Annotated in this window: 11 protein-coding genes; 10 read left to right on the forward strand and 1 reads right to left on the reverse strand. The window is 34.3% G+C overall.

Annotated features, from left to right (window positions below; translation table 11 throughout):
- Positions 1-17: 17 nt before the first annotated feature.
- The 3 genes from gldJ to ACFO3N_RS05640 all read left to right on the forward strand — a co-directional run bounded on the left by gldJ (position 18) and on the right by ACFO3N_RS05640 (position 3760).
- Complete coding sequence (gene gldJ / locus ACFO3N_RS05630) at positions 18-1703, forward strand: gliding motility lipoprotein GldJ (RefSeq protein ID WP_250835060.1); 1686 nt, start codon at positions 18-20, stop codon at positions 1701-1703.
- A 117-nt stretch (positions 1704-1820) separates the two neighbouring features.
- Positions 1821-3104: a UDP-N-acetylmuramoyl-tripeptide--D-alanyl-D-alanine ligase gene (locus ACFO3N_RS05635; protein ID WP_379795929.1), complete on the forward strand. Its 1284-nt coding sequence runs from the start codon at positions 1821-1823 to the stop codon at positions 3102-3104.
- Between the two features lie 470 nt (positions 3105-3574).
- Positions 3575-3760, forward strand: a complete 186-nt coding sequence (locus ACFO3N_RS05640; protein ID WP_379795931.1) for a SymE family type I addiction module toxin — start codon at positions 3575-3577, stop codon at positions 3758-3760.
- A 42-nt stretch (positions 3761-3802) separates the two neighbouring features.
- Here ACFO3N_RS05640 and ACFO3N_RS05645 read toward each other — a convergent pair whose 3' ends face one another.
- Positions 3803-6682, reverse strand: a complete 2880-nt coding sequence (locus tag ACFO3N_RS05645) for a helix-turn-helix and ligand-binding sensor domain-containing protein (protein ID WP_379795933.1) — start codon at positions 6680-6682, stop codon at positions 3803-3805.
- A 344-nt stretch (positions 6683-7026) separates the two neighbouring features.
- On the opposite strand from ACFO3N_RS05645, the gene ACFO3N_RS05650 reads away from it, so the two are divergent.
- The 7 genes from ACFO3N_RS05650 to ACFO3N_RS05680 all read left to right on the forward strand — a co-directional run bounded on the left by ACFO3N_RS05650 (position 7027) and on the right by ACFO3N_RS05680 (position 20951).
- Complete coding sequence (locus ACFO3N_RS05650; RefSeq protein WP_379795935.1) at positions 7027-10257, forward strand: SusC/RagA family TonB-linked outer membrane protein; 3231 nt, start codon at positions 7027-7029, stop codon at positions 10255-10257.
- Between the two features lie 16 nt (positions 10258-10273).
- Positions 10274-11983, forward strand: coding sequence for a RagB/SusD family nutrient uptake outer membrane protein (locus tag ACFO3N_RS05655; RefSeq protein ID WP_379795937.1), 1710 nt, complete (start codon positions 10274-10276; stop codon positions 11981-11983).
- 28 nt (positions 11984-12011) lie between these two features.
- Positions 12012-12803, forward strand: coding sequence for a hypothetical protein (locus ACFO3N_RS05660; protein WP_379795939.1), 792 nt, complete (start codon positions 12012-12014; stop codon positions 12801-12803).
- A 1004-nt stretch (positions 12804-13807) separates the two neighbouring features.
- On the forward strand, positions 13808-16918 hold the full coding sequence (locus ACFO3N_RS05665; protein WP_379795941.1) for a SusC/RagA family TonB-linked outer membrane protein: 3111 nt from the start codon (positions 13808-13810) through the stop codon (positions 16916-16918).
- Between the two features lie 14 nt (positions 16919-16932).
- On the forward strand, positions 16933-18441 hold the full coding sequence (locus tag ACFO3N_RS05670) for a RagB/SusD family nutrient uptake outer membrane protein (RefSeq protein ID WP_379795943.1): 1509 nt from the start codon (positions 16933-16935) through the stop codon (positions 18439-18441).
- 28 nt (positions 18442-18469) lie between these two features.
- Complete coding sequence (locus ACFO3N_RS05675; protein ID WP_379795945.1) at positions 18470-19345, forward strand: hypothetical protein; 876 nt, start codon at positions 18470-18472, stop codon at positions 19343-19345.
- A gap of 151 nt (positions 19346-19496) precedes the next feature.
- Positions 19497-20951 (forward strand): glycoside hydrolase family 30 protein, encoded by a 1455-nt coding sequence (locus ACFO3N_RS05680; RefSeq protein WP_379795947.1) that lies wholly within the window; start codon positions 19497-19499, stop codon positions 20949-20951.
- Positions 20952-21042: the final 91 nt, after the last annotated feature.

Raw genomic sequence — 21042 nt, forward strand, 5'->3', positions numbered from 1 at the left:
ATCACCTAAGAATGAGTATGAAAGTAAACAAAATTGTAGTCTTGCAGTTAATGATGTCAATGGTATTGATGTTGGGCACGGCTAGTTGTAGCAAAAAATCGAGTTCGAGCCATGCTTCTAGAGCTACAGGCTGGGATGTAGATAGTCAGAATGGAACTGCTGCCAGAAATGCAGGTAAAAAACAACAGGCTGGTCCTGGTTTGGTTTTTGTTGAAGGAGGTACGTTTACTATGGGTAAAGTACAGGATGATGTTATGCATGATTGGAATAACACACCGACTCAACAACACGTTCAATCATTCTATATGGATGAAACCGAAGTTACGAACGGTATGTACTTAGAATACCTAGAGTGGTTAAAGAAAGTTTTTCCTCCAACAGAAGAAAATTACAAAAATATTTATGAAGGAGCATCTCCTGATACATTAGTATGGAGAAATCGTTTAGGATACAACGAAACGATGACTAATAACTATTTAAGACACCCATCTTATGCTAACTACCCTGTAGTTGGTGTTAACTGGATTCAAGCAGTTGAGTTTAGTAAATGGAGAACAGACCGTGTAAACGAGGCTGTTTTAGAGAAAAATGGGTATCTTAAAAAAGGTGCAAAAACAAATGATGTAAGTGCTGAAAGTTTATTTAATACTGAAGCTTACGTTGCATCTCCATCTACAACTTATGGAGGAAACGAAGAGTTAGTGTTGAAGAAAAATCCTAACGGAAGAAAACCTAGAGCTGGTAAAGACGGTGTTGTTCCTGAAGAGAAAAACGTTTATGCTCAGCGTTCTTCTGGTATCATTTTGCCAGAATATAGACTTCCTACTGAAGCAGAATGGGAATATGCAGCTGCTGCAGATGTTGGACAAAGAGAATACAACATCTACAAAGGACAAAAGAAATATCCTTGGTCTGGAGATTATACACGTTCTAATAAACGTAAAAACAAAGGTGACCAATTGGCTAACTTTAAACAAGGAAACGGTGATTACGGTGGAATTGCAGGTTGGTCAGATGACGGAGCTGATATTACTAATGAAGTAAAAAGTTATGCACCAAACGATTTCGGTCTTTATGATATGGCAGGAAACGTTGCAGAATGGGTAGCTGACGTTTACAGACCTATTATTGATAATGAAGCAAATGATTTTAACTACTACAGAGGAAATCAATATGCTAAAAACAAAATTGGTAAAGATGGTAAACTTGAAATCGTTTCTACTGCTAATATTAAATACGATACTTTAAGTAACGGTAAAGTTGTTGCAAGAAACCTTCCAGGAGAAATTGCTCAGATTCCAGTTGACGAACAAGAAACGTATTTGAGACAAAACTTTAGCACAAGCGATAATATCAATTACAGAGATGGTGATAAACAATCTTCTAGATATTTTGATTTTGGTGACTCAGAGTCTGGATCTAAAACAGAACAGGCAATGTACAACTCTCCTAAGCATAATGTTACAACAGACAGTTTAGGAAAAATGATCAGAAAATATGACAACTCTAGTAAACGTACTACTTTAATAGATGATAAAGTAAGAGTTTACAAAGGAGGATCTTGGAGAGATAGAGCTTACTGGTTAGATCCAGCTCAAAGAAGATACTTCCCGCAAGATATGGCAACTGATTACATTGGTTTCAGATGTGCAATGTCTAGAGTAGGTTCTAAAGCTGAAAAAAGAAAATCTCCTAGAAACTAAGATTTAGGAATTATAATATCAAAAATTCCAAATTCCAAAAGCTGAATATTCAGTCTGGAATTTGGAATTTTTTTATTGTTTTTTTTCTACTTTTATGACATATTAAAAAAATTATAAATGAATATTCAAGACATTCATAACTTATATTTACAGTGTAGTTCTCTATCTATCGATACCAGAAAAATCGAAAAGAATTCGATGTTTTTTGCTATTAAAGGAGAGAATTTTGATGCTAATACATTTGCTAAAGAAGCATTAGATTTAGGAGCTTTATTTGTTGTTATTGACAATGAATCTTATTTTATAGACGACAGGACTATTTTGGTAAAAAATAGTTTGGAGACGCTTCAGGAGCTGGCAAAGTTTCACCGTGCTTATTTAGCGCTCCCAATTGTTGCTTTAACAGGTAGTAACGGAAAAACGACGACAAAAGAATTAATCAATGTTGTTTTGTCAAAAAAGTTTAAGACAAAAGCGACTGTTGGGAATTTAAATAACCATATTGGCGTTCCTCTGACACTACTTTCTTTTACAAAGGAAACCGAAATTGGAATTGTAGAAATGGGTGCCAACCATCAAAAAGAAATTGAATTTTTGTGTCAGATTGCACAGCCTGATTTTGGCTATATTACCAATTTTGGAAAAGCGCACTTGGAAGGTTTTGGCGGAGTTGAAGGTGTAATCGCAGGTAAAAGTGAAATGTACCAATATCTTTCTGCAAACGGGAAAACTGTTTTTGTAAATTTAGAAGATCCGATTCAGATTGAGAAATCAGCAGGTATAAAATCTTTTACTTTTGGAGTAAAAAAAGAAAAGGCAGACTTGAATATACAGAATATTACGGCAAATCCTTTTGTTGCTATTGAATACAATGATTTTTCAATAGAATCTCATTTAATTGGGCTGTACAACGCCAACAATATAAATGCGGCTACAGCAATCGGAAAATATTTTGAAGTAAAAGAAAGCGATATTAAGAGCGCTATTGAGAATTATATTCCGGCTAATAATAGATCTCAAATGATGCAAAAAGGCTCAAATGAAATCATTTTAGATGCTTACAATGCTAATCCGAGTAGTATGGCGGTGGCGATTACCAATTTCTTGCAATTGGACAAGAAGAATAAGATTATGATTCTTGGAGATATGTTCGAATTGGGAGAGGAGAGCCTTCAGGAGCATAAAATAATAATTGATTCTTTAGCAGATCAAAAACAGGCTTTATGTTTTCTAATAGGAAAAGCCTTTTTTGCTAATAAGATTTCGAGTGAAAATATTCAATTTTTTGAAACATTCGATGCTTTTGCCGAATTTTTAAAGACCTTCAGCTTTGAGTCTAATATGATATTGATAAAAGGTTCACGAGGTATGGCCTTAGAGAGAACATTAGATTATATTTAAAAAGGAAGACCAACTAAATTTAGTTTAAGCCCAAAAGTTTTGGCAAATATTTAGTTAAGTTTTATAATAATGAGTTCGATATTTTATCGGGCTCATTTTGTTTAAATTTGAAAATTACTAGTTTATTGCCTGTATAGCTTTTGAAAATTATTTTTCATCTTTTTTCTTACAAAAATAAAAAGCTTTTAGCTACATTTGCTTCGACTTACATTTATATAGGGCGAGTATTTCGTCAAAGTAAAGTAGATTTTGTCTACTCTAATAATACGCGGTTTTGGTATCCCCGTGTGGTGCGTTAATGCGCCCACTGCTCTTAAAAGGTGTAAGTCAACGGGAAAGGCTGAAACCGTATTTTTTTTGGCCAGCTAAAAAATTTCTGAAATGACTTACGCAGAAAAACAAGCAGTAAAGAAGTAAAGATTACAGGCTCTAAAATCAAAAAAACTTCAAAAGTATTATCAATTAGGCGAATGAAAGCTTATGCATTTTATAGGCTTTCGCGTTCTATTGGCGTGTACAAAACAGAGCCAGTAATTGTACCGCAAATACGTTTGTGTGGTAATTGGCTTAAAGAGGCTGGATTTTTAATTGATGAACCTGTTGCTGTAACCGTAATGAAAGGGGAACTTATTATAAGGCCTGTACAAAAAGAATAATTAAAAAACAAAAGCCATTCAGTTTTGAATGGCTTTTGTTTTTTAAATACTCATCAAAAATCCGATTAAGTTTTCTTTTTTGTTTAGACCTAGTTTTTTTCTTAAACGATAACGAGCTAATTCGACTCCACCTGTAGAAATGTTCATAATTTCGGCAATTTCTTTGGTAGACATATTCATTAATAAGTAAGTAGATAAATCTAATTCTCTTGGAGAAATGGTTGGATATTGTCCTTTTAATCGCTTTAAAAACTCAAAATGAACGTTTTTAATGTGCTTTTCTAGGTCTTTCCAACTCTTGTCTGTATTTACTTCTTTTACAATGCTTTTATGTAATTTGCTAAACTCAGATTTGGTGTTTTCGTCCAAAATCCCAGTGTCAATATCTTTCAGTTTATGAATGATTCCGTTTAAAACTTTGTTCTTTTTTACAACCTGTAAAGAGTTGTTTACTAGTTCTTTATCTTTTGCTAAGATTTTGATTTGAAGCTTATCGTTTTTCAGCTTTTCAATTTCTTTTTCCAAGTCATGTTGCTCATGTCTAATTTTAGACTCCTTTTCAAGATATAGTCTTCTTTGTTCAATGGTTTCATAATACCTGTTTTTTCTAATCTTCAGTTTAATTCTAACTGAGATTAAATACGCGCCAAGCAAAATAAGCACCAGATAAAATAAGTAAGCCAAAAAGTGCCTGTACCATGGCGGAGATACTGTAAATTCTACTTCTGTGATATTAGATTCTATACCATAACTATTTCTGGCTTTTAGTTTCATTACATAATTGCCTTCTCTCAGATTGGTATATTCTTTAATTGCTGTCGATGACCATCCGCGCCAGTTTTCTTCAAAAGGTTCTAATTTATAGGAGTACATTACGTTATCCTGATTTTCATATGTTGGTGACGCAAAAGTAAATTTGACACGATTGTATTTATATGGTATGCTATAGGATTCTAGTTTATTAGCCAAATTACCGGTTAGAATAGTATCTCCAGGATTAGTAAAGCTTTCAATAAAAGCTTTTGGTTTTGTCATAAAAGTGTTTGGAATGGTTGAGTTATAATGCGCCAAACGATCCGTTAATCCTATAAAAATATTCTGCGGATCTATTGCGTTAACAGAGATGTAATTGTTAACCAAATTCCCAGTTAAATTTGAAAAAATAGCTTGTTTTTTCGTAAAAGTTCCGTTCTTGTTTTTGACTAATACACCGAGAGATTCGTTAAAGGCATACCAAAGGTTTCCAGCAGAATCTTCAATTAAGGTATTAATAGTAGGAATTCCGTTGAATAGGTTTGTTATTTTTTTATCTTCAAAAAAAGCTTCTTGCTCAACAGAATATCTGAAAAAATGATTTTTTACTTGAAAATAGACTTTGCCATTTATATTTTGTAGACTGTTTATTCCTTTATATTTTTCTGATATGTTGACGTGCTTTTTTATGAAATCAAAGCGTTGTAAATCTTCAGATAATTTTACCTGATATAAGAAAGGGTTTTTCTTTAGCCAAAGATAATTCGCATCAATTTCTACAGAAAAATTATTGGTCGTTTCATCAAATCCTTTTACCTGATGTAAATAATCGTACCCAGTAGCTGATCGTTTAAAGACTGAAAAGCCATTGTAACTTTCGCCTATTATGTAGTTTTCATGATCGGGTATTTTTTTGAAGCCAAAATATCCTTTATTATCCAATATCTTTGAAACCCTGTTATTCTCAATGATTAGTGCTCCACTATTACTGGCGCATATTAATACATTGTTTAAAACCTGGATGTTCCAAACTTGCGAAATTGTTCCTTCAACTCTTGTAAATGGACTGTCTTTAAAAGAACCTCCCCAAGAATGATAAAATAATCCCTGGTTAGTTGCGACATAAAGATTCCCGTTATACATCGTAGAGGCGTATACAGTACCTATATTATAACTGTAATCAAAATAGGAGAAAGGAGAATTTTCATTTATAAAAGTGATACCATTATCTAGTCCGAGCCAGATATTGCTTTTATTGTCAACAAATGAAGCTAGAATTGTATTGTTCTGAATTCCTTTTTGGCGGTTTAAATGCTGGATTATTTTTCCGTTTAGATCGCAGATAATGGCTCCATCTAATACTGAATTAAGGATTATAAATTTATTTTTAATGATAGATCCACCAAGCGAAGTGTTTTTCTTTATAAATTCATTCGCTTCTGTTGCCCAAGGTTTAATAATGCCATTTTCGGATACAAAAAGTCCTTTCTCTAAAGTAGCGTATAGTAATTTATTGTTAGACAACGGGAAAAGTGACCATATTTCTTTGTCATTAAATACGGTAGTGCCTTTTATTGCAGTAAGCTTTCTGTTTTTATATTCAAGGACACCTAATGTTTTATCTTGAAAATAAAGTCGATTGTTTACTAAAAATGAAAATTGGAATTTATGAGGGGCTGTAAGTGTTGTGACTTTTTCATTTTTCAGAAAAAAAACTTTGCTGAAAGATTGAAAGATAACTTCTCCATTAAAGATGTGAATTCTCCATATTAAGTTGATGTTTTCTTTGTCTATTGGGCTCAAGAGATTATAAAGAGAATGATATTTTAAAATTCCTTTCTCGTCGTTTTTGAAATAACCAAATTCGTTATTTCCTCCAACAAATATTCGTCCTAAAGCATCAATTTTTAAACTTCTGATTTCAGATTTGTTCGGTAAAGAGTATTTATGCCAGTTGGAACCGTCAAATTGAATTAAGCCACTGTTATTTGCAAAATAAATATTTCCATTTTTATCCTGATCAATACTCCAGTTTTGAGTTCCACCTTTATATTCTGATCTTTTATAATTTTTTATATCTGGAATTCCAATATTTTTTACTTGCGAAAGACCTTTGATTTGTAAGAATAATGCCAAAAATAATGTAAAAATTCTAACTGTGGATTTCATAAAATTTTAAATGTATTTTTATTATAAATGCTTTATATTGATTTTAAATTGTTGATTTATCAATCGTGATAAATCTTGTTTTTTGAATTTTTTATAAATTATAACGTAATAGTTACTCTTCTGCTGATGTAATATACGTTTTTTTTAATTAACATTTTTATAACAATTTTTTTTAAAAGTTAAAATTCATTAAATCAATTGTTTAAAAGATAAATGTTGTGTTTTTGTAGTGTGTTAATATTTAGTTTGAAGTGTTTTTGTAAAGATTTTTAATAAGAGTTTATTCAAATTTAACATTATCATTGCATTAAATTACTAATTAATTAACCAAAATTTTTAGAAAAATGAAATTGACAAAATTATTTATTTTTTGTATTTCGTCTTTACTGTTTTCTGTTGTCGCATTAGCTCAGGATGTGACAATAAATGGAATCATTAATGACGAAAGTGGATTACCCGTCCCAGGTGCGACGGTTTTAGTAAAGGGAACCAATAAAGCAACTGCATCTGACTTTGATGGGAAGTTTCAGATTAGTGCTCCCTCTAACGGAACTTTGAGTATTAGTTTCGTTGGTTTTGAAACTGTAAATGAAGCAATAGGAGGAAAAACCAAGCTTACTATTGTTCTTAAAGCAGTATCTCAAAGTTTAAATGAAGTTGTGGTTATCGGGTACGGTACGCAAAAGAAAGCTTTGATTACGGGTGCTTCTACTAACTTAAAAGGAGAAACACTAAAAGAATTGAATACAGGATCGGCAATGGAGGCTCTTCAAGGTATTGCGCCAGGTATTAGCATTACAAGAAATAGTGGTGCGCCAGGAGCGGGTACAAAAGTTGTTATTCGTGGTATTGGTACCATTGGGTCTTCAAATCCGTTGTATATCGTAGATGGAGTTGCTGTTGGAGATATTGATTATCTAAGCCCTTCAGATATTGAATCTATAGATGTTCTTAAAGACGCGGCTTCTGCTGCAATCTATGGTTCTAGAGCGGCAAATGGGGTTGTTTTGGTAACTACAGTGAAAGGACGTAAAGGAAGACCAGCTAAAATTTCTTATGACACTTATTTTGGAATTCAGAACATCTACAAAAATCTGGATCCTTTAAATGCGCAAGAATACATGTATATCATGGATGAAGGAAGAGTAAATGATGGTCTTGCTCCAAATGACTGGAAAACAATGTTGACTACCAACGATTGGTTAGAGAGAAATTATCCTGGAGCTGGAACACAGCTTGGTGAAGAGATCTGGAATAAACTGCAAAATGGTTGGACAGGAACGAACTGGATCAATGAAATGTCTAAAAAAGATGCTCCTGTAGTAAATCATTCGATTAATATTACTGGAGGAACTGAAGATATTACGTATTCATTTGGAGTTTCTTATTTTGATCAAGACGGTATACTAGGTGGAAATATAGTAGATGCTGGATTTAAAAGATTAACCGCAAGGATGAATACCCAAATGGTTTTGAAAAAAAATGAAAGCCATAATATTATCACTATTGGAGAGAATTTAACGTATACCAATATTCAAAAGAGAGATGTTTCAAATGGAAACATTTATGGAAACGACTTGCATAATGCTCTTACACAAAACCCGTTACAACCTGCTTACTGGCAGACAGCGATTGATAGAAATATCAACGAATACGGATTTACTCCTACATTGGATGGGTTAAATACAAATCAAACCAACCCTTTAGCGATAATGTATTACAGAAGTAATTATAATTATCCAAAAGATCATAAAATTATTGGGAACGTATTTGTAGAGATTGAGCCTATTTCTAACTTGAGATTTAAATCAGTTTACGGAATCGATTCATGGTTTGGATACAATAGAACAATGAACCCAACCTATCATTTGGGAGTACTTTACAATGATGCTATTGATGGCGCTACGCAATCTCAGTATTTTGGCGCTAACTCAACATGGACTAATACAGTTGCGTATCAAAAACAAATTGGTAATCATAATATTAACGCAGTAATTGGTACCGAGCTATGGCAAAGAATAGTTGAAAATAATGTATATGGTTCAAGAAACGGTTTATTGTTTCCTAATGATCCAAAGTATGCTTATTTAGACAACACTAAGAGTCCAGGAACTGTTGCAGATATCAACACAACAGGTTTTGACAAAGCAGCAGGTGGCGGGGCTATTATGTCTTATTTTGCACGTGCACAATACGATTATAAAGAGAAATATCTTCTTTCTGCAGTTATACGTCGTGACGGATCTTCCAACTTTGGTGATGGAAACAAATATGGTAATTTCCCTTCTGTATCTGCAGGATGGGTGGTTACAAAAGAAGATTTTATGGCCAGCACTTCAAAATATCTTAATTTCTTGAAGTTAAGAGCAAGCTGGGGACAAAACGGTAATCAATATACTGATTATGCTTTTTATTACTCCTCTAGTATTAAATATGCTTTCCCTGGGTACTTCTTTGGAGACACAAAACCAGTTTCTGGACAGACTGCATATCCTTCAACAGTGCCAAATCCAGATGTTAGCTGGGAAACGTCAGAACAGTTAGATTTCGGATTTGATTCAAGTTTTTTCGATTCAAGATTGGGAGTAACATTTGACTGGTACAAGAAAACAACAAAAGACTGGTTGGTTAAAGCGCAATACCCTGGAACTGCTGGTGCTGATGATCCTTATATTAATGGGGGAGATATTGAAAATACGGGTTATGAGCTTTCTGTTACTTGGAAAGATAAAATAGGTGGCTTTAAATATGGTGCTACTGTAAGTGGAGCTTTCAATAAAAATAGAGTTACAAGAATTGCAAACGGTAATGGTATCATTAACGGTTTATCGCACGTACTATCTCAAGGAACCTCAGAGATTTCAAGAGCTCAAGTAGGCTATGCGATTGGTTCTTTCTATGGCTTTAAAACAGCAGGAATTTTACAAAACCAACAAGAGGTTGAAGCTTATGTAGGTCCTACAGGTCAGCCGTATTTTAATGATCAGCGTCCTGGTGATGTTCGTTTTGTTGATCTAAATAACGATGGTGTTATAGACGAAAAGGATAAAACAATGTTAGGAGATCCAAATCCTGATTTCCAATTAGGTATTCAGTTAAACTTCGAATATAAAAATGTGTATTTAAACACTACAATGGCAGGGAAATACGGAATGCAGGTAATGCAATCTTACAGATCATTTGCTGATAGTCCAAAACAAAATTATACTTCAGATGTTTTTGATCGTTGGCACGGAGAAGGAACTTCGAACAAAATGCCTCGTTTAAGTTCCGTATCAAACAGAAATACAAATTATGTTTCTGATATATACATGCACAATGCTGATTATTTGAGAATTAATAATTTAACTGTAGGTTATAACTTTAATGAAATACTGAAAGATTTTAAATTTATCTCGAATCTTAAATTTTATGTTGCAGTAAATAACTTGTACACATTTACTAAATATGATGGTATGGATCCAGAGGTTCGCTGGGGAGGAGATAATACAAACTATTCATGGGCTTCTGGGGTAGATCTAGGTCTATATCCACAATCGAGAACAGTAATGTTTGGATTAAGTGCAGATTTTTAATATTAAAACATTGACAATGAAAAAACTAAGATATATAATAGCAATTTCAGCAATTTTTGCAGTATCGAGCTGTGATGATTATCTGGATACCGAGAACCTTTCAGAAAAGAGTTTAAATAGTTTTTATAAGAGCCCTACTGATATAAACGAAGCCATGGCAGGTGTTTATAATGCCATTTATACACCAAATGTTCATAGCGAAGAACAAGTTGCTGCCAATTTAATGGATAATATGATGTTTGGTGGAGGAGGTCCTGATGATAAATCTGCAAAGTGGGTAGATAATTTTGAAGACCCGGCTGAAGATACTTATCGCGACATGTGGAAACAATCGTACAATGGAATTTCTAGAGCAAATGCCATTATAGAAAAAGTGCCGACGGCAGATTTTTCTAAACATTTTAATACACCACAAGAAGCAGAGGATTTTAAAAAGCAAGCGCTTGGTGAAGCTTTATTTATGAGAGCTTTCTTTTACTTCAGATTAGCTAAATTCTTTGGGGGAGTTCCATTGATTGTAACATATGATGCTGATAGATTGGTGCCGAGAGCAACTTATGAGGAGACCTTTGCACAAATTACATCTGACTTAAAATTAGCCATTGAAACGTTGCCTTCTACACCATTTACAAGCATTCCAACTTCTAGATATGGACATGCTAATAAATGGGTTGCCGAAGCTTATTTAGGACGTGTATTTTTGTTTTATACTGGATACATGAGCAATATCGAAAAGAAAGCAACCGCAGATTTACCTCTTGTAGGCGGCGGTTCTTTAACAGGAACGCAAGTTGCCTCTTATTTAGATGATTGTATCAATAATAGTGGTCATAAGTTAGCATCTGATTTCAGAAACCTTTGGCCGTATTCTTATGTGAATAAAAGTGCAAAAAGCGATAGCGTATTGCCTTGGGCTGCTGCAGAAGGTTTGTCATGGGTAGGCCAAGATGGCGTTACACCAACATTTGGCACAGGAAATTTAGAGACTATGTTTGTACAAAGATATTCTTTTGGTAACTGGGATTGGACAAATGGTCAGAGCTATACTAATAGACTTGCTCTATTTAATTCATTGCGTGGTAACTCATTGGCGCCTTTCGGAGAAGGCTGGGGATGGTGTACGGTAAATCCGAGATTGTATAGTGGCTGGGATGATGCCGACCCAAGAAAAAGAGGTTCTATACTTGAAGTGGGTAAAGCGGATCAAGGAACAGATGGCTATGCTGCAGATAAAGGGGACCATGAAACAGGGTATTTTAATAAAAAATATGTTTCATTACAGCACGACAATGGTAAAGGATCATATGTTGGTATGTTTGTTCAAATGTATGCTTGGTCAATTACAGATATGCAGTTGATGCACGCTCAAGACTTTATTTTTATGCGTTTTGCAGATGTATTATTAATGCACTCTGAAATTACTAAAACAGCTGACGGTATGAATGCGGTAAGAGGAAGAGCACATCTCGGACCAGTTGCCTATTCTCTTGAAAATATTAAAACAGAACGCTTGCATGAATTGGCTTTTGAAGGTTTGCACTGGTTTGACTTGGTTCGTTGGGGAGATGTTGAAACTGCTTTTAATGACGTAACTCAAGTTAGAAATTCTGGTGTTGATGCTAATTATAGTGTAAAATACAGAACCGAAACTAAAGGGTTGGTTCCGATTCCTGAAACTGAAATCAGACTATTGAATGGAGTTTACAATCAAAATCCGGGTTGGTAATATTTAATAACTATTAATAATTAGAAAGATGAAAATTCATAATATAAAATATTTACTAATTGCTGCGTTTATGCTGGTCTTTTCGGCATGTGACCCAATTGTAGATGAACAGCATTTACAGAATTCTACAGACGTTGCTGGTGTTCAATTAAAAAGTGTGCAAACCCCTCCTGGCGGAAATAAAATTACTTTAAGTATGGATACGCCTGGTGTTACGGGGTATTGGGACTATAATTTAGGAAAAGCGCTTACAAATGAAGTAACTGTTGTTTATCCAATTCCGGGTAAGTCTACTTTTACATTCATAGGAACATTAGGAGGAGAATTTTTTACAAAAACGATAGATGTACAAGTCGACAAACTTGATACACCATTAGATCAAGATTGGTATGATTTAGTTAGTACTAACACTGCGGTAGGTAAAACTTGGGTTTTTGATGGTGCTGCAGGTACAGGTGAAGCTTATTGGTTTATGTCTCCGCCAGATAATCCTGATTCAGCCATGACTGCATGGTGGAATGCGGGAGATTGTTGTCCTCCTCTAGACGTTGCTGGTAAAATGCATTTTGACTTAAATGGGGCTGCGAATTATAATCATTATCAAACAGCTTCTGCAGCAGCTGAAAAAGGAAGCTTTGTTTTGGATATTGCTAATAAAAAGCTATTTATTACGAATTCAAAGATTTTAGGATATGAAGCTGGAAACACTGCCAATGAGTATAATGTTGTTACACTTACAGAAGATAAATTGGTGCTATATGTGCCAAGAAGTTTAAAAGATGCTGGAACTGGTTGGACATTTGTTTATAGACCTGAATAAAATATTTTGTGTTAGTTATTTCGAAAAAGGAAGACTAAAAGATTCCTTTTTCGAATTTCAAACCTTTTATGCTTCATTCTAAGAAAGAAGTGTATTTACGATTTAAACTATGGTTAGTTTAAGTTAAGTTTATTGCCTGGTTAGCCCATAATTTCGATTATGGGCTATTTTTTTTGCTTATTACTTTCTAGAAGTTAAGTGAATGTGATTGTAAGCGATATGCTCTGTAACGCCTCAAAAGGCCTTTTATATCTAGTCTGCTGACCATATCCCAACAAAACTCTTTTTTATTTTCATTTAAGGAAGTATAGGAAATGTACAATGGTGTTTTGAAGCTTTCTAAGGCTTTTTTTAAGATTCTTTTCTTATTTTCTTTTTCTTTTAAAATAAAATTACAATGACTCTTAAAAGCGCTTTAAAAGAAAGTACAATTGCGAGATTAAATTCCAATGAAAAAAACCAACCTTCTTCTCATTTGCGCTAAAAATGATGTTTTTTCCATTTTTTAAGCTGCTATTTCGCATTATTTTGATCCATAAATCTTTTTAAAAGAAAGTAATTTCCTGTAAAATTTTACAAAATAAGTTTTTTCTTATAATAAAAATAATTATTGATAATGTAAAAAAAGTAGGGTAAAAAAATGATATTCTCTGTTTTTTTGGTTTTAGTAAATATGAAAGCTTTATTCCTCTAATTGTTTGTTTAATAGCTATTTACAACGTAATAGTAGGTACTATCACGTTATAGTTTTAATGATTTTTAATAAACTATTGTAGCAAAAAGTTGATGTAGTGTTATTTTTTAATATTAACTTTTCTTTAGTACTATTTTTTGTTTTTTTAAAATGCTAATAATTAAATAATTATAGTTTTTTTGATGTGTTTTTATAATATTATTTTTTTGTTTTTGATGTGTTTTTGTAATGACTTTTAGATGTGAAAAGTAAAAATTTAGTTTTAGTATTGCATCAAATTACTAATTAATTAACCAAAATTTTTAGAAAAATGAAATTAACAAAATTACTTGTTTTTTGTATTTCATCTTTGTTATTCTCGGTTATAGCTGTGGCTCAGGATGTCACAGTAAATGGAATAATTAAAGATGAAACTGGTATGCCTGTTCCAGGTGCAACAATTTTATTAAAAGGTACTACTAAATCTACTGCGTCAGACTTTGACGGAAAATTCCAGATGCAGGTACCTTCAAACGGATCATTAACAATTACGTTTATTGGTTACTCTACAGTAACAGAAGCGGTAAACGGAAGAACAAAAATTACTATTCAATTAAAACCAGAATCACAATCTTTAAATGAAGTTGTTGTTGTTGGATATGGTACTCAAAAGAAATCTGTTGTAACTGGAGCAATCTCTAGTGTAAAAGCAGCTGATCTTGAAAAAGTGCCAAACGGACGAGTTGAACAATCTTTACAAGGTAGAGTAGCAGGGGTTTCTGTTGCAGCTACTTCTGGAAGTCCGGGTGCAGCGTCTAAAGTTCGTGTAAGAGGTATCACTACCTTTAGAGAAGGGGGAAATGATCCTTTATGGGTAGTTGACGGAATTGCTGTGGATGCTGGCGCGATTGGTTTTATCAATCAGTCTGACATTGAGTCTATTGAGGTACTTAAAGATGCGGCTTCTGCTGCTATCTATGGTACTCGTGCTGCAACTGGGGTTATTTTGGTTACTACTAAAAAAGGAAAATCAGGAAAAATTTCTGTAAACTATAATGGTTTTGCAGGTATTTCTGCTCCAGCCAAAAAATTAGATATGTTGAATGCGACTCAGTATGCAACTCTTATGAATGAAAAATCTTTGAATGATGGTGGTGCTATTAAGTATGCAAATCCAGCTGCTTTCGGTAAAGGTACAGATTGGCAAGATGCCATTTTTAACGATTCTGCTTTCAGATACACGCATGAATTAAGCATTAGCGGTGGTGGCGAAAAATCTACTTTCTATGCTTCTTTTGGAATTCAAGATCAGCAAGGTATTGTTGTAACAGATATTTCTAACTATACAAAGAAGAACTTCCGATTAAACTCAACACACAAAATTTCTAATTATTTTACTTTCGGACAGACTTTTGGATATACACACCAAAAAACAAAAGGAATTGGTAACGTAAATAACGAATTTGGTGGGCCTCTAAGCTCTGCAATTAACTTAGATCCTCTTACTCCGCTTGTAGTTACTGATCCTGCTGTTGCAAACACAGGTTATTACACAAACCCAAATGTTGTTAGAGATGCAAATGGAAATCCTTACGGAATTTCTTCTCTAGTACAACAAGAGATGACAAATCCTCTAGCTTATACTCAAACTAGATTAGGAGGATTTGACTGGTCAGACGATTTTGTTGGTAATGCTTATTTAGAGGCTAACATCACAAGTCATTTAAAATTTAGAACAACACTTGGCGGTAAGTTAGCGTACTGGGGGAATGAAATGTTTACTCCGGTTAACTTCTTAAACCCAAACATGAAAGCGGATAGAAATAACTACAGCCAAAATAATGAAAAAGCACTTTCTTGGACTTTGGAAAATACATTGTCTTATGCTAACAAATTTGGAGATCATAATGTAAGTGTTTTAGCTGGGCAAGGTGCTTATGTAGAAAATATTGGTAGTACTATCGGAACAACAATGTTTGGTCTTCCAATTACAAGCTACAAAGATGCTTCTTGGAATTTTGATATTCCTCAGGCTGATAGAACAACAAGAACAAGCGATAAAGTAGAGCACAAATTAGCTTCATTGTTCTTGCGTGCCAACTACGATTACATGGAGAAATATCTTTTTACTGGTATTGTTCGTCGTGATGGATCAACTCGTTTTGGTGAAAACAATAAATTTGGAGTTTTCCCTTCATTCTCTTTAGGATGGGTAGTTTCTAAAGAAGGTTTCTGGAAAGAAAACAATGTGGTAAACACTTTGAAATTCCGTGGAGGTTACGGAGTGGTAGGTAATGATAATATTGAAGAATTTAAATATAGAGCTACGGTTGTAGGAGGTTACAATTACGCTATTGGAAATTCGGGAAGTATTACAACTGGATACGGAAACTCTACTTTGCCAAATGCAAACTTAGGATGGGAAGAAACATCTCAAACTACTGTAGGTCTTGACGCAAAATTATTCAATGATTTTTCTCTTACACTTGATTATTTCAAAAAATCAACAAAAGGAATCTTAAGAAACGTTGTAATTCCTGGATACGTTGGAGCAACTGATGCACCTTCTGCTAACATTGCAGATATGGACAATAGCGGTTTGGAGGTTGAATTAGGTTACAAGAAAAGACTTGGAGACTTTAATTTAGGAGTTAATGCCAACTTTGCTTACTTGAAAAACGAAATTACTTATGTAGGATCATCTACAAATTTCATTGTTGGAGATGCTAGTTTCCAATCTATGGGACCTGTAACTAGAACACAAGTTGGACACTCATTTAACGAATTCTATGGTTTTAAAACAGCTGGAATTTTCCAAAATGAAGCTGAAGTTGCAGCTTACAAAAATGCAAATGGAGCTTTAATTCAGCCAAATGCTAGACCTGGAGATTTCCGTTGGGTAGATACAAATGGTGATGGAGCTATTACTGAGGATGATAAACAATTCTTAGGAACAAATATTCCTAAGTATACTTTTGGTTTCACAGTAAACTTAGACTATAAAAACTTCGATTTTATGGCATTTACTCAAGGAGCTGCGGGAAGCAAAATTTTCCAAGGTTTAAGAAGATTAGATGTATTGAATGCAAACTACCAAACTAAAGCTTTAGAACGTTGGGTTGGAGAGGGAACTTCAAACGATTATCCAAGATTGACCAATAATGACCCAAATAAAAACTACACAAACATGTCTGATTTTTACTTGGAAGATGGAAACTACTTACGTTTAAAAGTGGTAACTCTTGGATATACAATGCCAGCTAGTTTATCATCTAAAATTGGAGCAGATAAATTACGTTTTTACCTAACAGGAGAGAACTTAATCACTTTTACAAAATATACTGGATTTGATCCAGAAATTGGAGGCCAAGTTTTTGGTATAGATAAAGGAGTTTATCCGCAAGCAAGATCTATTCTATTTGGAGCTAACGTTCAATTTTAAAAAATTAAAGAATCATGAAAACGATAAAATTTAAATATATTTATATAGCTGTGGCACTGGCAGTTCTAGGATCTTGTTCTGAAGATTTCGTGACCACTAATCCTGAAGGAAAATTTGATACAAGCACTTATTTTTCTAATGAGCAGCAATGTTATGCTGCTTTAGTCGGGGTTTACGATCCATTGAGAAAAAATACAGGTGGTTTCGAAAACCTAGTAGCAATGCTAAATGCTGGTTCTGATGATTTTTATGCTGGTGGAGGTAGTTCTACAGATGGAACTGGAATTCAAAATTTCTCTACACACTCGCTTTCTTCAATTACTATTCCAGCAAGTTACTGGAACGATCATTACCAAGGTATTTCTAGAGCAAATCTTTTGTTATTCAAATTGCCAGCAGCTAATATGAATGATGGAGTTAGAAAGAGATTTGCTGCAGAGGCTAAGACATTACGTGCGTTTTACTATTTTAATTTAGTAAGAATGTTCAAAAACCTTGCTTTAGTTTTAGAACCGTTAACTACAGAAACGATCTATAATCCTGAACAAGTTGCACCAGAAGTAATTTATGCTCAAATCGAAAAAGATTTAACAGAAGCTATTGCAGATTTACCAAATACTGTGGCGGCAGATACTGAATCAGGAAGATTTAATAAAGGGGCAGCTCAGGCGCTTTTAGGAAAAGTGTTATTGTTTGAAGGTAAAAAACCTCAAGCAGCGGAAATTTTGGCAGAAGTAAACGGTACGCCAGGAGCTGTGAACCAATACGGTAATAAATTATTAGAAAAGTTTAGCGATTTATGGGTAACATCAAACAAATTTAATCAAGAATCATTAATCGAAGTTTCCCACAGTAGTGCTGGTAACTCTGATTGGACTTTCTGGGGACAAGGTAAAGACGAAGGAAACTCTTTAAACATCATGGTTGGACCAAGGGGATACTCTAGACCAAAAGGCTCAGATGCACCAGATCTTCCTGCAGGATGGGCTTTCAACGTTGCAACTCAAAAATTATATGATGCAATGCAAGGCGATCCACGTAAGGATGCTACAATTCTTGACTTAAAAGCATTAAAAGCAGCAGGTAAAGCAGATTACATTCCAGCTTACCAAGATACTGGATTTTTCTTAAACAAATATCTTCCAAGACAGTCAGATGTTAGTACTGGTGGAGGTAACTCAGAGTTGAACTACAAACAAAACTCTTATGTAATCAGACTTGCAGACACTTACTTAATGGAAGCAGAAGCATTAGGGTCTGGACCAAGAGCACAAGCTTTACTTGACGCAGTTAGAAAAAGAGTTGGACTAGATCCAGTTCCTGTAACATTAGCAGCGATCAAACATGAAAGAAGAATGGAGTTAGCAGGTGAAGGACATAGATTCTTCGATTTAGTAAGATGGGGAGATGCGGCGGCAGCCTTATCTGATAGAGGTTTTGATGCTGGAACAGATGAGATTTTCCCAATTCCATACACAGAACTTAACGGTACTAAATTGAAACAAAATCCTAATTACCAATAGTATTTACTAATTAACCAAAACAAAAAAAATGAACCTAAATATATATTTTAGAAAAAGTGTATACCTAATGCTAGCTTTAGCATTAGGAACACTAAACAGTTGCAGCGAAGAAGTTAATGAGAATCCTCTTGTAGCTACAAATGTTGATGCTTCGTTTACAATAACACCAGTTGCAGGTGCTATGAATACTTACCTTTTAACGGCACAGCCTAAAGGAGTTATTTCTTCAAAATGGGATACTGGTGACGGTGCTAGTCCAGGAAAAATGAATCAAGTGATTTCTTTACCTGATGCAGGAACGTATACAGTTACGCATACAGCTATTGGAGCTGGAGCAGCAATGGCAACTTCTTCTCAGCAGATTATAGTAGCACAAACAGATCCTGCAAAAGGAAACTTAGTGCAAGGAGGAACTTTTGCTACAGCCGCAGATCAAGCGAAATGGACTAGCGTACAATTAAGCCCATCTGGTGCTGCTTTTTGGTCTTTTGCTAATAACAGTGCTACAATTCATTCGCCTGGAGGATGGGCTCAAGAAGGTATCTACCAAGCAATCGAAGTTGTAAAAGATAGAGAATATACTATAGATATGACAGTGTCTTGCCCAAGTGGTTCCGATGAAACTTGGTTTGAAGTTTACGCTGGTAAATCATTGCCTCAACCTGGAGTAGAATATAAAGACAATAAAGTAATGGGTCTAAGTACTTGGGATGGTTGCGCAAAAGAGAAATTTTCAGGAAAATTATCCGCAATTGGATGTGTGAAAAACGATGTAACAGGTACAGTTTCAAATGTTGTAAAATTCAATGAAAGCGGAAAAATCTACTTATTGATTCGTTCTGGAGGTAATACTTTCACTAAAGACGGAATTACAGTTACAAAAATTGAGTTCAGAGGAAAATAAAAAGTTTAAGTTAAGTTTAAGTTTAAGTTTGGTTGTAAATAGCCCATAATCATTATGAGTATGGGCTATTTTTTAAATCCTTCAAAGGGTAGAACTCGATTTTTGATTTCTTCTAAACTTCAATTTAATAACACACAATAATTGGAAGCGAATGAAAAAAAATAGCCTAAAAATTTTATGCCTTTTGTTTTCTGCTGCAGCATTTGCACAACAGCCAAAGACAAAAAAAGAGTTTACAACCAGCGGCAAAAAGATAACCGTTTATACTACCGCAGAGAACTCTAAGTTGCGATTAACAACCACAGACAATTTGACTTTTTCTGCCGCAAAACAGCCTTTAGAAATAGAAACTTCTGTTTTTGTACAGCCATCTAAAAAGTTTCAGACTTTTATGGGAATCGGAGGGGCTATTACAGATGCTAGCGCCGAAATATTTGCTAAACTTTCAAAAGAAAAACAAGCAGAATTTTTAAATGCCTACTACGATCAGCAAAAAGGTATTGGCTATTCTTTGCTAAGAACAACAATTCAAAGTTCTGATTTTAGCAGTGGAAGTTATTCTTATATCGAAGAAGGAGATAAAGATTTAAAGACTTTTTCTATTGATCATGATAGACAATATCGTATTCCCTTAATCAAACAAGCCATTCAGAAAGCGGGTGGAAAATTGACAACATATGTTGCGCCTTGGTCGCCAAATGCTTTTATGAAAAGCAATAAGAATGTATTGAAAGGCGGAACTTTACTTCCAGAATACTACCAGACTTGGGCAAATTTCTATGTAAAGTTTATTAAAGCCTACGAAAAAGAAGGTATTCCAATTTGGGGAACTTCTACACAAAATGAGCCAATGGCGGTGCAGACTTGGGAATCTTGTATTTACACAGCTGAAGCTGAAAGAGACTTTATCAAAAATTACCTTGGACCAACTTTGAAAAAAGAGAACCTTGGCAATAAAAAAATAATCGTTTGGGATCATAACCGCGATTTAATGAACTATCGTGCAAACGTAATTTACTCAGATCCAGAAGCGTCAAAATATGTTTGGGGAATGGGATTTCACTGGTACGAAACTTGGTCGGGCGGTGCGCCGATGTTTGATAATGTAGGGAAAGTAAATGAAGCTTATCCAGATAAAAAACTGATGTTTACTGAAGGATGTATTGAAAAGTTTGATGCATCTAAATATCAATTTTGGGGTAATGCAGAACGTTACGGAATCAATATGATAAATGATTTTAATAACGGAACAGTAGCTTGGACAGACTGGAATATTCTTTTAGACCAGTTTGGAGGACCTAATCATGTTGGAAATTTCTGTTTTGCACCAATCCATGCAGATACTACAACAGGAGAATTAATCTACACACCATCTTATTATTATATCGGACACTTTTCAAAATTCATCCGTTTAGATGCAGTTAGAGTAAGTACTGCAGTAAGCAAAAGTGCTTTATTAAGCACCTCTTTTTTAAATGCTGACGGAACAATGGCAACAATTGTCATGAACCAATCGGCAAACGACCTTACCTACAATTTGATTATTGGAGATAAAAAGGCAGAAATAAAAATTCCGCCACACGCTATACAAACACTTGTTTATTAATATTTTGTAGTAAAGTAATGAAGAGGACTAATTTGAATCATCCATCTTAGTCTTCTCTTGCTTTTAATTTTAGAACGATTATTTAAGCAAC

It is taken from the genome of Flavobacterium chungangensis (genome assembly GCF_042654045.1).
Lineage (GTDB): Bacteria > Bacteroidota > Bacteroidia > Flavobacteriales > Flavobacteriaceae > Flavobacterium > Flavobacterium chungangensis.

Coding starts and splice junctions, on each gene's coding strand:
- ACFO3N_RS05650 (WP_379795935.1), top strand. CDS start 7,027: ATGAAATTGACAAAATTATTTATTTTTTGTATTTCGTCTTTACTGTTT.
- ACFO3N_RS05660 (WP_379795939.1), top strand. CDS start 12,012: ATGAAAATTCATAATATAAAATATTTACTAATTGCTGCGTTTATGCTG.
- gldJ (WP_250835060.1), top strand. CDS start 18: ATGAAAGTAAACAAAATTGTAGTCTTGCAGTTAATGATGTCAATGGTA.
- ACFO3N_RS05670 (WP_379795943.1), top strand. CDS start 16,933: ATGAAAACGATAAAATTTAAATATATTTATATAGCTGTGGCACTGGCA.
- ACFO3N_RS05645 (WP_379795933.1), bottom strand. CDS start 6,682: ATGAAATCCACAGTTAGAATTTTTACATTATTTTTGGCATTATTCTTA.
- ACFO3N_RS05675 (WP_379795945.1), top strand. CDS start 18,470: ATGAACCTAAATATATATTTTAGAAAAAGTGTATACCTAATGCTAGCT.
- ACFO3N_RS05665 (WP_379795941.1), top strand. CDS start 13,808: ATGAAATTAACAAAATTACTTGTTTTTTGTATTTCATCTTTGTTATTC.
- ACFO3N_RS05680 (WP_379795947.1), top strand. CDS start 19,497: ATGAAAAAAAATAGCCTAAAAATTTTATGCCTTTTGTTTTCTGCTGCA.
- ACFO3N_RS05640 (WP_379795931.1), top strand. CDS start 3,575: ATGAAAGCTTATGCATTTTATAGGCTTTCGCGTTCTATTGGCGTGTAC.
- ACFO3N_RS05635 (WP_379795929.1), top strand. CDS start 1,821: ATGAATATTCAAGACATTCATAACTTATATTTACAGTGTAGTTCTCTA.
- ACFO3N_RS05655 (WP_379795937.1), top strand. CDS start 10,274: ATGAAAAAACTAAGATATATAATAGCAATTTCAGCAATTTTTGCAGTA.